The sequence below is a fragment of the Variovorax sp. FG153 genome (genome assembly GCF_057809595.1).
Genome location: NZ_JBMDKG010000050.1, coordinates 47,832 through 60,786, shown reverse-complemented (window position 1 = coordinate 60,786; position 12,955 = coordinate 47,832). Strand labels below are relative to the sequence as shown.

General features: G+C 68.2%; 11 protein-coding genes. All 11 read right to left on the bottom strand.

Annotation, left to right across the window (positions count from 1 at the left end; translation table 11 throughout):
• Positions 1–396 precede the first annotated feature (396 nt).
• Positions 397–1,434: an ABC transporter substrate-binding protein gene (locus ACODT0_RS34995; RefSeq protein ID WP_209541365.1), complete on the bottom strand. Its 1,038-nt coding sequence runs from the start codon at positions 1,432–1,434 to the stop codon at positions 397–399.
• Positions 1,435–1,494: 60 nt separating this feature from the next.
• Complete coding sequence (locus ACODT0_RS34990) at positions 1,495–2,895, bottom strand: FAD-binding oxidoreductase (RefSeq protein WP_489043345.1); 1,401 nt, start codon at positions 2,893–2,895, stop codon at positions 1,495–1,497.
• Positions 2,867–3,757 (bottom strand): ABC transporter permease, encoded by an 891-nt coding sequence (locus tag ACODT0_RS34985; RefSeq protein ID WP_296732519.1) that lies wholly within the window; start codon positions 3,755–3,757, stop codon positions 2,867–2,869. Before ACODT0_RS34985 ends, ACODT0_RS34990 begins: the two co-directional genes overlap by 29 nt.
• A complete protein-coding gene (locus ACODT0_RS34980; RefSeq protein WP_057595869.1) occupies positions 3,735–4,541 on the bottom strand; it encodes an ABC transporter ATP-binding protein in 807 nt (268 codons plus the stop codon). Before ACODT0_RS34980 ends, ACODT0_RS34985 begins: the two co-directional genes overlap by 23 nt.
• Before the next feature lie 38 nt (positions 4,542–4,579).
• Positions 4,580–5,401, bottom strand: coding sequence for a creatininase family protein (locus ACODT0_RS34975; protein ID WP_203203336.1), 822 nt, complete (start codon positions 5,399–5,401; stop codon positions 4,580–4,582).
• A 117-nt stretch (positions 5,402–5,518) separates the two neighbouring features.
• Positions 5,519–6,682, bottom strand: coding sequence for an MFS transporter (locus ACODT0_RS34970; RefSeq protein WP_489043344.1), 1,164 nt, complete (start codon positions 6,680–6,682; stop codon positions 5,519–5,521).
• Between the two features lie 22 nt (positions 6,683–6,704).
• A complete protein-coding gene (locus ACODT0_RS34965; protein ID WP_261209003.1) occupies positions 6,705–8,330 on the bottom strand; it encodes an MFS transporter in 1,626 nt (541 codons plus the stop codon).
• Between the two features lie 44 nt (positions 8,331–8,374).
• The gene (locus ACODT0_RS34960; protein WP_057595865.1) at positions 8,375–9,145 is read right to left on the bottom strand and encodes an amino acid ABC transporter permease; all 771 of its coding nucleotides are present in this window, start codon (positions 9,143–9,145) and stop codon (positions 8,375–8,377) included.
• Between the two features lie 91 nt (positions 9,146–9,236).
• Positions 9,237–10,007 carry a basic amino acid ABC transporter substrate-binding protein gene (locus tag ACODT0_RS34955; RefSeq protein ID WP_489043343.1) on the bottom strand — a complete coding sequence of 257 codons (771 nt, stop codon included), beginning with the start codon at positions 10,005–10,007 and terminating at the stop codon, positions 9,237–9,239.
• A 116-nt stretch (positions 10,008–10,123) separates the two neighbouring features.
• Entirely contained in the window at positions 10,124–10,555 is a 432-nt protein-coding gene (locus tag ACODT0_RS34950; RefSeq protein ID WP_172705829.1) for a hypothetical protein, read from the bottom strand.
• A gap of 3 nt (positions 10,556–10,558) precedes the next feature.
• A complete protein-coding gene (locus tag ACODT0_RS34945; protein ID WP_057597867.1) occupies positions 10,559–12,946 on the bottom strand; it encodes a hypothetical protein in 2,388 nt (795 codons plus the stop codon).
• Positions 12,947–12,955: the final 9 nt, after the last annotated feature.

Sequence of the window (12,955 nt, the reverse complement as noted above, 5' to 3'; positions counted from 1 at the left end):
ATGCAAGGGGTCGCGAAGCTCGCCAAAGCCCGCCCATCAAGGCGCGCGACGACGCGTGTGCGTGCGCACACGCTAGGAGCGCAACGCCGAGGGGCGGGCTTTGGCGAGCTTCCCTCCGGGTTGCCCCGCAAAGGGGCCGTCTGCGGCGTTGCCCGCGCTTGCAAGGCGCCAGCCTTGCTGCGCGCGGACGCCTTGCATCCAGCCCCTTTGCGGGGCAACGCGACCCCTTGCATAGCGTTAACAGGTCCTAGGCGGCAATACGGGGTCAGAGCCCAGCGAATGAAGAGCCGCACGGTGCCTTATGGCATCCCAGGCGCCGGCATCTGACCCCGGCGCAAGCACCGCGCGGCCCGCGGAGAAATCGGTGTGGTCGTGGATCGGATCCCTGGTCGCGGCTTACTTGCCCGTGAGCTTCTTGCGCACGTCCAGGCCCACGCCCTTGTTGACGAACTGGGTCGTGACCACCTTCGACAGGTCGACCTCGCCGGGCTTGTAGAGGCCGGCCTTGACCATCTTGTCGTAGAAGTCTTTCACGCGCGCCTCGTCCATCGCGCCGATGCCCTTGGTCAGCGACTCGCCGCTGTCGACGATGCCCATCTTCTTCATGAGCTCGATCGAGCCCTGCAGCGCGGCCACGGGCGAGTCGGGGTTGGTCTTGGCGATCAGCTCGTTGGCGGCCTTGTTGTCGCCGTAGAGGTAGTTGTTCCAGCCGATGATCGAGGCCTCGACGAACTTGCGCACCGTCTCGGGCTTGGTCTTCACGAGGTCGGCGCGCGTCTCGATGGTGGTCGAGTAGGTCGAGAAGCCGTTGTCGGCCAGCAGCTGCACCACCGGGTCGAAGCCGGCCTGGGCCTTGATCGACAGCGGCTCGGAGATCGCGTAGCCCTGCTGGATCGACTTCTTGTCGGCCAGGAACGGACCCACGTTGAAGGTGTAGGGCTTGAGCTGCGAGTCCTTGAAGCCGTGCTCCGACTTCATCCACTGCCAGAAGCTGAACTGGCCGTCCTTGCCGATGAAGGCCACGGGCGCCTTGGTCATGTCCTTGAAGCTGTCGAAGCCCTGGCCCGGGTGCGCGAACATGGCCTGCGGGTCCTTCTGGAAGAAGGCCGCGACCACCACCGTGGGCACGCCGTTCTTCACGTTGTCGAAGGACTGCAGCAGGTTGCCGGTCATCAGGAAGTCGATCTTGCCGGCCGGCAGCATCGGCCGGTTGTTGACCATCGGGCCGCCCTGCTGGATCTCGACGTCGAGGCCGTACTTCTTGTAGGTGCCGTCCACCAGCGCCTGGTAGAAGCCGCCATGGCCGGCCTGCGCCTTCCAGTTGGTGGCGAACACCACCTTCTCCTGCGCCTGCGCGGCGAAGGCGGCGGCGGTCAGCGCCAGGCCGAGGGCCAGGCTGCCGAGCGGGCGGATGCGGAAAGCGGGGATGCGCATGAGGACGTGCTCCTGTGGAGGTTTCTTGGAAAAGGGACGGGACGCGAAGCCTAAATCTTTTCAGCCCTCGGTGGCCATGTCGGGCGTCCAGCCGCGCGTCTTGCCGGGGTTCATCAGGCCCATCGGGTCGCTGCGCTTCTTGAACTCGATCTGCTGCGTGTCGATGGTCTTCATGCCGCCGTCCTCGATGGTCACCACGTGCGGGTTGAAGATCTTGCAGCCGCCCTGCGACTCGATCTCGCGGATCAGCTCGTACTGGCGCGCCTCGCCGGTCCAGCGCACCAGCAGGATGCCGAAGGTGCCGGCCTCGCCGCCCGCGCGCGCGAAGTCCTGGTGCTGCAGCACCTCGTCGCCGAAGATCTCGAGGTGGCGCTCGACCACCGCGGGATCGAAGGGCTGCGCATAGGCCACCTGCAGGTAGGTCCAGCCGCGGTCCATCTTGAGCGCCTGCAGCGTCGTGTGGTTGAACGCGCATTCGTAGGCCGGCGGCAGGCCGGCCGCGAGCAGCTCGGCCTCGGTGCCGGCCAGCGCGATGTGGCCGCCGTGCGCGGCGGCGAGCGCGCGGAAGTCTTCCATCGACGCGGGCGCGACCATCGTGAAGACCGCATGCCGGTCGGCGGGAAAGTGCTCGCCCATCGCCGTGTAGTAGGGCGAGAAGCGCGCTTCCACGGTCGACAGCAGGAACAGGTCGAGATCGGGCGTGCTGGCCGCGATGCCGAAGTCCAGCGCCGCGCGGTAGCGCTCGAACAGCACCGTGCAGTGCACCCAGTCGACGGCCGGGCTCAGCGCCACCTCCACGTCGAGGATCACGCCGTTGGTGCCGTAGGCATGGTGCACCTGCTGGATCTCGTCGCCCGCGAGCTCGATCACGCGCGGCTCGCGCTCCACCGTCATCACGCGCGCGCGCAGCAGGTTGCCGGGGTCGCGCAGGATGCCGTGGCGGAACGAGCCGATGCCGCCGAAGCCGCCCGCGATGAAGCCGCCGATGCTGGCCACGTGCCAGGTCGAGGGCCACATGCGCAGCGCCTGGCCGGTCTCGCGCGCGGCCAGGTCGATGTCGTGCATGCGCGCGCCGGCCTCCACCCGCATGCGGCCGTCGCCGATGTCGAGCACGCGGCACAGCTGCGTCACGTCCATCACCAGCCCGCCCTCGAGCGGCACGCACTGGCCGTAGTTGCCGGTGCCGCCCGCGCGCACCGTGAGCGGCAGCTTCCACTTGGCGGCGGTGGCGCAGACCTGGCGCACGTCGTCCTCGGTGCCGACCTTCACGACCAGCTCGGCCACGCAGCCCGAGAGCTGCGCCGTGAGGATCGGGCTGTACCAGAAGAAGTCCTTCGACAGCTGCTTGCGCTGGCCCGGCGCGGTGACCAGGTTCAGGCCCGCGAGGTCGCCGCGCACCGCGTCCCAGTCGATGGCCGGGGCGAGCGAGGTCCTAGCGTTCACGGCGCATTTCGCTTTCATGCCAGTGGCCCAGCACCAGGCGCGAGAGCGCGGCGAAGACGATGAAGATCACGATCCCGAGCAGCGACACCAGCAGCAGCGCCGCGAACATCATCGGGATCTCGGTGCGGAAGCTCGACTCGAGGATGCGCGAGGCCAGCCCGGTTTCCTTGCCGGCCGTGCCCGCGGTGAACTCGGCCACCACCGCGCCGATCAGGCTCAGGCCGCCCGCGATCTTCAGGCCCGCCATGAAGTAGGGCAGCGCGCTCGGCGCGAGCAGGTAGCGGAAGGTCTGCCAGGGCGAGGCCTTGTAGAGCTGGAACAGGTCGCGCAGGTTGCTGTCGGCGCTCTTGAGGCCCACCACCGTGTTCGACAGGATCGGGAAGAAGGCCACGATCCAGGCGCACAGCAGCAGTGCCGCGGTGGTGCTCGAGACGTAGATCAGGATCAGCGGCGCGATCGCGATGATCGGCGTGACCTGCAGGATCACCGCGATCGGGAACAGCCCGATCTCCACCCACTTGAACAGCGCGAAGGCGATCGCCAGCAGCACGCCGCCGACGATGGCCGCGGCCAGCGCGAGCAGCGTGAGCCGCACGGTGAACCACAGCGCGCTCGAGAGCGTGTCCCAGTTGTCGAACAGCGTCTTCAGGATCAGCGAGGGCGCGGGCAGGATGTAGTGCGGGATGTTGTTGGCGCGCACGGTCCATTCCCACAGCAGCAGCAGCGCGCCGACCACCACCGCGGGCACCACGATGCGCAGCAGCGATTCGCGTCGGCGCTGCCGGTCCTCGTGGGCGCGCTGGGCATCGGCCGAGGGCGTGGCGAGGTCGTCGTCGTGCAGGGCGGTGACCGCGGGCTCAGTGATCGATGTCGACGCCATGCAGGGCTCCATGCAGGGATTGGGACACCGCGGTGCAGTGCGCGTTGTAGCGGCTCGAGGTGCGGAAGGACTCGCCGCGCGGGTAGGGCTCGTCGATGCGGATCTCGTCGATCACGCGGCCCGGGCGCGCGGCCATCACCACGATGCGGTTCGAGAGGTAGACCGACTCGTAGACGCTGTGCGTGACGAACACCACCGAGAAGCGGTGCTCGCGCCAGATCGCGAGCAGGTCGTTGTTGAGCTTGATGCGCGTCATCTCGTCGAGCGCGGCGAAGGGCTCGTCCATCAGCAAGAGGCGCGGGTGCGTGACCAGCGCGCGCGCGATCGACACCCGCATCTTCATGCCGCCCGAGAGCTCGCGCGGATAGACGTCGGCGAAGCGCGAGAGCCCGACCATCTCGAGCACCTGCTGCACCACGGGCGCCGCGGCGTCGCGCTTCATGCCCGCGAGCTTGAGCGGCAACCAGACGTTGTCGAACACCTTGGCCCAGGGCATCAGCGTGGGCTCCTGGAACACGAAGCCCAGGTCGCGGTCGGTGCGCGCCGCGGCGCCGCCGGTCCAGGCCATCTCGCCGCTGCTGGCGCGCGTGAGGCCCGCGATCAGCCGCAGCGCCGTGCTCTTGCCGCAGCCCGAGGGGCCGAGGAAGCTGATGAAGTCGTGCGCGCCGATGTCGAGCGACATGCCCTGCAGCGCGAGCGTGCCGTTGGCGAAGCGCTTGCCGACGTTGCGCAGCCGGACCAGCGGCGCTTCGGCATCGGGGGTGGATGGCGTGGTGCTTTCCATGGGGTGTTCCGAAGGGCGTGGCGGAGAGGGGCGCGAGCCTAGCGCCAGGCGGGCTCGTTGGCCAGGCGCGACAGCGGGAAGCGGTCGATCTCGTGCAGCAGGTCGACGAAGCGCCGGCCCACGTGGTCGAGCACCGCGGCGCCCTTCTCGGCGGTGGCGCGGGTGGCGTCGCCGGCCGCGCCCATCGGGTTGATGTCGTGCATCTGCCAGCCGAGCTTGCCGCTGGGCGTGATCGAGAGGTACTTGTTCTCGGCCGCCAGGTCCTCGGTCATCGAATGGAAGTTGCGGAACTGGTCGGCGCGCACGTAGTCGGGCGTGAGGTGCAGCATCACCGAGCTCTCGAGGTCGCCGGCGTGGATGCCGTGCTTGCCCTCGTGCGCGGTGAACAGGCCCTCGGGCAGGCCCAGCGTGTACCAGTTGGCGGCCACCACCATCATCCCGTGCGCCTCGCGCAGGTCGCGCGCCACGATGTCCATCACGCTCATCTGGCCGCCGTGGCTGTTGTAGAGCACCAGCTTGCGCACGCCGGCACGCGCCACGCAGGCGCCGATGTCGGTCCACATCGCGATCAGCGTGCTGGCCGAGACCGTGAGCGTGCCCGGGTAGCGCGAGTGCTCGTTGCTCTTGCCGTAGGGCACCGTGGGCAGGAACAGCACCGGCAGGTCGTCGGGCAGGTGGGGGAGCGTGGCGCGCACCATGCCGTCGATGGTGGCGGTGTCGGTCGACATCGGCAGGTGCGGACCGTGCTGCTCGGTGGCGCCCACCGGCAGCACGGCGATCAGCCGTTCGCGGTCGAGGCGGGAGAACTCTTCGCTGGTCAGGTCCGACCAGAAGCGGCTGCGCAGGGTGACCGGGTTCATCGGGGTGGTCCTCGTTCGTGGCGACGGCGCGGATGATGACCTAAATTATCCGAATGGTCAAAAAAAGTCGCGTCAGGGTTTTCCTCGGGCTGCCGCCCCGCGCTCGGGTCGTCGCGCTCAGGTCGTCGCCACCCCGGCCTTGCGCCACGGCCACGGCAGCAGCAGGCAGGCGCCGACCAGCGTCACGCCGCCGGCCAGCGCGCAGAACACTTCCACGGGGAAGCGCGGCACCACGCTGCCGAGCAGGAACGAGACCGAGAAGATGCCGAGGTTGAGCAGGCTCGCGTGGTACGAGTTGATGGTGCCGCGGTAGCGCTCCGACAGCGCGCTGAGCCGCGCATGGTGCAGCGGCCCCGCGCAGCCGTAGCCGAAGGCCCAGGGCAGGCCGAGCAGCACCAGCTGCATGGTCGAGCCCACCGGCAGCGCGAGGCCCAGCAGGCCCGCCGCCGCGGCCAGCGCCGCGAGCGGCAGCGCGGCCTCGCCGAGCGCGCGCTGCAGCCGGCCGCTGGCGAGGTTGCCGGCGATCACGGCCAGGCCGAACAGGCCGGCGATCAGGCCGGTGTCGGTCGACGACAGCACCAGCTTGCGCGCCGCCACCTCGGCCACCACGGCGCCGAAGCCCGCCACCCAGCCCAGCCAGAGGTAGCTGACCGCGAGCCGTCGCCGCACGCCGGGCGTGCGCAGCGCCTGCGCGTGGGTGGCGAGGAAGCCCGCGTGCGATGTGGCGGACGGCACGCGCTGCACGAAGGTGCGCGTCACCGCGAGAAAGGCCAGCGCGGCCATCGCCGCCAGCGTGTAGTAGGCCGAGCGCCAGCCCGCGGTGTCGCTCAGCCAGCCGGCCACCACCGGCGTGAGCACGAAGGCCAGCATCAGGCCGACGAACACGTGGCTGAGCCGGCGGCCGATCTGCTCGGGCGGCGATTCGTCGGCCACCAGCGACAGCGCATTGGGCTGGATCAGACCCGCGCACAGCCCCGCCAGCGCCGACAGCACGATCGCCACCGCCAGGCTCGGCGCGCTCGGGAGCGCGGCGCTCAGCAGCGCGAAGCCCAGCAGCCCGGCCTGCAGCGGCCGCCGGCGGCCCCTGCGGTCCGACAGCGGCCCGGCGATCAGCGCGAAGGCGCCGTAGGCGAGACCGTAGGCGGCCGGCAGGTAGGCGATGGCGCTCGAGCGCACGCCGAGGTCGGCGCTCATCGCGCCCATCATCGGACCCGCCACCACCTCGGCCGAGCCGATGAGGAACAGGCAGCAGAACAGCGTGGCGACCTGGGTCGTCTTCATGGCGTCAGGGGGCTTGTGTGGATCAGCGGCGCACGACGTAGCGCGTGACCACCGGCGGCGATTCGCCGAGGTGGAAGGCCAGCCGGCGCTCGCGCAGCGCCATGTCGGCGGCGGTCGCGCGGTTGAAGCGGCGCAGGTGCTCGGTCCAGCTCTCGTCGACGATCTGCTCGACGTAGCGGCCCGGCTCGCCGATGTCGTGCAGCAGCTCCCAGCCGATCGCGCCCTGGCTCAGCCGCGCGCGGCGCGTCTGCTGCATCACCAGGTGAAAGGCGGCGGCGCGCGCCGGGTCGATGATGAACTCGACGTGGATCACCACGCGGCCGTTCTCCTGCGGCGCCTCGGACGGCGGCCCCGAGGCCCAGCCGGCCTTGGCGGGCGTGGTGTCGTCCTCGCCCGAGACGTCGGTGACCCAGCGCAGCGCGGCCAGCATCAGCAGCGTGCCGGTGACCGAGGCCACCACCAGGCTCACCTGCAGGTCGGTGACCGTGGCGACCTGGCCCCACAGCGCGGCGCCGATCGCGCTCGCGCCCATGATCGCCATCTGGTAGGTCGACATGCCGCGCGCGCGCACCCAGTCGGGCAGCGCGAGCTGGGCCGACACCGAGAGCGAATTGGCCACCGTGATCCAGGCCATGCCGCCGAAGAACATCGCCGGCACCGCGACCCAGGCATTGGGCGCGAAGGCCATCACTGCCGTGGCGGCCGACTGCAGCGCGGTGCCGCGCAGCACCAGCTGGTCGCGCCCCAGCGCCTGGCGCAGCCGCGGCAGGAACAGCACCGCCACGATCGCGCCCGAGCCCATGGCCGCCAGCAGCAGGGTGAAGGTGCCGGCGCCGCCGCCCTGGAGGTTGCGTGCCAGCAGCGGCAGCAGCGCCAGCAGCGCCGTCGAATGGAAGAAGAAGATCGTGATGCGGCTGAGCACCGCGCGCATGCGCTGCGACTGCCAGACGAACTGCACGCCCACGCGCATCGCGCTGATCAGCCGCTCGCGGCCCAGCGGATTGGGCGTGTGCTCGCGGCGCCAGCGCAGCACCACGAAGCCCGAGGCCACCGACAGCACCGCGTTGAGCGCGAACACCCAGACGCTGCCCGCGCTCGCGATCAGCATGCCGGCCGTGAGCGGGCCGATGATGCGCGAGGCATTCATCGCGATGCCGTTGAGCCCGAGCGCGGCCGGCAATTGCGGGCGCGGCACCAGCTCGGGCACGATGGCCGAGAACACCGGCCAGCGCAGCGCCAGCCCGATGCCGTTGGCGAAGGTCAGTGCCAAGAGCAGCGGCGCGGTCATCATGTCGAGCGCGATCGCGGCGCACAGCACGATCGCCGTGCCCGCGAGCCAGAACTGCGTGGCCATCAGCCAGCGCCGGCGGTCGAGGATGTCGGCCAGCGCGCCGCTGGGCAGGCCGAGCAGGAACACCGGCAGCGTGGAGGCCGATTGCACCAGCGCGACCCAGATCGGCGAGGTGGTCAGCGAGGTCATCATCCACGCCGCCGCCACGTCGTTCATCCACATGCAGATGTTGGCGATCAGCCAGGTGCTCCACAGCATGCGGAACACCGGCAGCTTCAGCGGCTCGAGCGCGGCGAGCTTGGGCGGCTTCGGCCGCGCGGGCGGGATGGGCGTCTCTTCGGGCGATATCGGGGGCATGTGGGGCTATTGTCGCCGCGAGGCCCCGGCCGGTCAGTTCGCGGTCAGCCGCGGTCGCTGCGCGCGAGCCGGTGCTCGAGCCGGCGCAGCAGCGTGGTCAGCACCAGCGTCATCACCCAGTAGATCACCGAGATCGCGAGGTAGGGCTCCCAGTAGCGCGCATAGGCGCCGGCCACCGTGCGCGCCGCGTAGGCCAGCTCGGCCAGGCCGATGGCGGAGACCAGGGAGGTGTCCTTCAGCAGCGCGATCGCGTTGTTGCCCAGCGGCGGCAGCATGCGGCGGAAGGCCTGCGGCAGCACCACGTAGCGCATCACCTGCGCCGGGTTGAAGCCCAGCGAGCGGCCGGCGTCGAACTGGCCGCGCGAGATCGACTGGATGCCCGCGCGGAAGACCTCGGAGATGTAGGCCGCCGAATTGAGCGTGAGCGCCACCACGCCCGAGATCAGCGCGCCGTGCTCCTGCTTGAGCGTGCGCGCGAGCTCGCCGTCGATCAGCAGGCCGGACGTGGGGTGGATGAACACCGGCATCACCGCGAAGTGGATCAAGAGGATCTGCACGAACAGCGGCGTGCCGCGGAAGAAGCTCACGTACACCGTGGCCGGCCAGCGCAGGAAGAAGCGCGCCACCCAGGTCCAGGGCGCATGCCGCGGCTGCGCCAGCCGCGCCAGCGCCAGGCACAGGCCCCAGCTCGCGCCCAGCAGCACGCAGACCACCGTCATGCGCAAGGTCATCCAGGCGCCCTGCCAGAACAGGTCCTTGTATTCGACCAGGATGTCCCAGCGGAACCATCCGAACAGCAACACCGGTTGTTCCATGGCGGCTTCCTTCAATGCAGAGAAACGAACGAAAAGAAAAACGAAACGGCCGCGAAGCGCGGCCGTGGGAGCAGAACGGGGGCCGTGCGGCTCAGCGCACGTTCGGGTCCTTGTTGAACCACTTCTTGTAGATTGTCACGTAGCTGCCGTCGGCGCGGATCGCCGCCAGGCCGGCCGAGAGCTTGTCGAGCAGCGCCTTGTCGCCCTTCTTCACCACGATGCCGAAGCCTTCCTCGGGGAAGGACTTGTCGTCGACGGTCTTCAGATCGGGGTTCTGCGACACGCGGTAGGCGATCACGCCGTTGTCGCCCATCGCCGCGTCGACGCCACCGCCGGCAAGCTCGGAGATGATCAGCGGCGTGCTCTCGAAGCGGCGGATGTTCGGGCTGGTCTTGCCGAACTCGCGCGACGCGATGTCGTCGGCCGTCGAGGCGCTCACCACCGCGATCTTCTTGCCCGTGAGCTCCTTGAGCGAGGCGACCGTGCTGTTCTTCGGCAGCGCGATCAACTGGCGCGCCGCGAAGTAGGGCGGCGTGAAGTCGTAGCTCTGCTTGCGCTTCTCGTTGATGGTCACGCCCGAGATCACGAGGTCCACGTCGCCGTTGTTGAGCGCGCCGAAGATGCCCGTGAACGGCGTGTTCACGATCTTGATCTTCAGGCCCTGTTGCCTGGCGATCGCGTTGATGATGTCGATGTCGAAACCGACGATCTGCTTGTCCTTGTTCTCGAACGCGAACGGCGCATAGGTGGCGCTGGACGCCACGGTCAGTTCGCGGTTCTGCGCCTGGACGGGCGCCAGGGCGCCGAAAGCCATCACAGCGGCGGCAAAGCCAAGCGCCAGGGCGCGGCGGGTGGGGGTCATGCGGGGTCCTTGGGTGCCGGGGGGGCGGGGGGCGGGGGGCGGGGGGCGGGGGGCGGGTTGGGGTGGGCGAGGATTTTAGGCTGGTGGCAGGCCTTGCCCTGGTGTTTCGCGATTCCCTACTCGCGCTTGCCCCATTGGCAGCCGGCGTCCGCGAAGCCCGCTGCGGCATCCAGCTCGAACAACCACACCTTGTTTTTCGCGAAGTTCCTGTAGCGCAGCACATAGCTGGAAATGCCCAGGCCTGCGCCTTCTCTCGAAAGGATGTATTCCCCGGAGGGCGCGTTGTTCGTGATTTCGATCCAGGTGGTGGCACTTTCCGGACCGGCAGCCTTACCGGGGGCGGATAGGACAAGGGGGATCTTCTTGTTCGATGCTTCGTACTTCACGAAGCCCGTACTCCAGTTCCTCATGCTGTCGTGATAGAGGCGCAGTTCCAGCCGTACCGGGTGTTTGGATCCGGACGTGAAGCAGGATGTCTCGCTCGACGTTCCGGCATTCGCAACGAGGGCCAAGGCCAGCCCGGAAAGCAGCGTGAAAAGGGATCGCATGGGCTAGGGAAGCTGTCTGATGAGCGGGACGTTGATCGTGTGCTGTGCAAGAACGAAGTGGGTCCGGGGCCTAGGCGGGTTGCCGCTCACCACCGGACGTCCCTGCGCATCCAGGACGGGCTCCTTTTGACTGCTTCGCCGCCAGGAAAAACCGATGCTTTCATTGCTGGCGCCCGAGATGTCTTCCAGGAAAAAATACTTGAGATGAATGGCGCTCTGAAGCCGTGCATCGAGGCCGTTCAGATTCTGGATCGCGACATAGCCGTTGACATCGTTGCTCACCCTGATCACGTCCGACTGCGAAATCCCGACATCCATGTGACTCAGCATGTTCTCTCGTCTGACCACATAGAAACAGGCGCTGTCCACGCAGTTGTCCGCATGATGAGCGCCGCGATTGTCCGCCGCGATCAGTGTGTCCGGGTTCCATCCGAGCGCGGGGAACGCGGCCGAAGGAAAGGTTCTCGGAAAGCCTCGAAACTCTCCATAGGACGTGTAGTTGCTCAGATGAGTCAGCTGGATCAAGCCTCGCCCGAAGTAGGGGGCATAGCTGGCACGTTCGCCAGCGATTTCTTTCACGAGCGCGAGATTTCCGGTTTCGGGAATGACGTGGGAGAAGAAGTGAAGAAGCCTTTGCTTGGCTGCGCTGATTCCATACTTTCTCGCCGCCTTGTTGAATGGCAGGATCCAGTTGGTCGCCCGCGCGATCGCCGTCTGCCACGGCGTGGTTGCTGATCTGAAAGTGGTTCCATGGAGGTGCAGCAGCGTCCGGGGAAAGCACTGCGCGAACTCCGCGGCGCTGAGCCATCCGCAGGCTCTCATGTGCGCGATGAACTCCCTGGGATGAAAGCGCCAGTCGGCACGCTTGAGTTCCTGGGGCAGGCCGAGGAAGCTCACGGCCTTGGCGTGTTTCACGAAGCGCTCCCACTTCCGGGTACTCGTGGCGTCGTCGTCGGTGGGCTTCAGATCCGCGGTTTCCAGCCAGCCATAGCTGGCTTCTATTTCCGCTTGGTCCCACTCGGTAGGGAAACGACAGATCGCGCGGCGCAGCCGGGCGCGGACTCGTGTATCTCCGAGGCGTTTGATGAGTTCCTCCCGCTCCATCCGGCGTTTGTTGTTCGGATCCGGATCGCGTATCGAGGCTTTGAGGTTGAGGGAATCGCAACGCAGATCGGATGGCGTGCCGTCGTCGTCGAAGAAGTTCCAGCCGGAGATGGTCGGAAAGTCGGCATCGCTGAATTTCAGGGTTCCGGTGGCGTTGAGATCCGCCCACAGCTCGCCCTCGCTCGTGACGATCTTGCGCCAATGCACGGCATCGGCCGGTAGTGGATCGGAGCCGAGATTGCGGCCGAAGCGCAGCAGTTCATACCAACCGCTGGCGCTGCTGCGGGCCTGGTCCGCGGACGGCAGGGCGTCATGGCGGTCCTTCGCCGCGGCACAGAGGTCATATTCGAAACGTCCGCGAGGCGTGGGGGTGGCCATCTGCCGGATGTAGTCATGCCGGCTGTCGATACGCGGTGCGCCGATCGGCTGGCCATGCCGGTCGAACGTGGCCAACATGACATTCCCTTCTTCATGGGCGATGCACACCCACAGCGGAACGCGCAAGGTATCGGGTGGGAAGTGGTCGGTGGCCGCGCTGGCGCCACCGCCGGCAGACAGGGCCGAACGAACATGCGTCGACGGCCGGTGTGTGGAAGTTGGCGTGCCGGCTGGAAGGTAGATGTAGGCGTTGCCGAAGACGCTATCTGTACGCCCACCGGTTGCAGGTACGAACGCGATGTCCGGGTCGACCCAGCGAGGTGCGCGTCCAGTGAGGTGGCGAAGATTGGCTTGGTCGCAGCAGATCTCGAAATGAAGCTGCCCTGCATGGCCGTAGATCTGGCCCGGCATGCCGATGACCTCCTTGCGGTAGATGGCGTCGCCAGGTGCCCATGGTGCGTTCGTTCGAGGACTGCGAGACAGGCCCTCCAGGTGCATGTAGACGCTGTAATAGACGACCTCCGTCGCCACCGCCTGCACCGCCCCGATCTCGGTCCGATGCTCGATGGCCATGAACCCGTCGCTGGTCCAGGCCGCGGTGGGCGGGCTGGCGCCGAAGGGGTTGTAGTTGAGCGGATGGTCGGGGTCGCTGTTCGGCGCGGTCGGCGCATGGACGAAGACGATCCTGCCGTCGGCGACGGCGCGCACCGGCAGGTAGGCGCCGGCGGCTTGCGGGGCCTGGATGTGCAGGCCGTTGTGCCAGGCCAGCTGCAGGCTCAGCGGAAAGGAACCTTCGGGCGCCTGGGTGCCGGGCAGGCGCGAAGCTGGCGGCGCCATCGCGATGTCGAGCCAGGCGCTCTCGGACTGGCCGGCGGCACGCTCGGGGAGGAAGGGCGGGCTGATGATCATGGTGCGCTC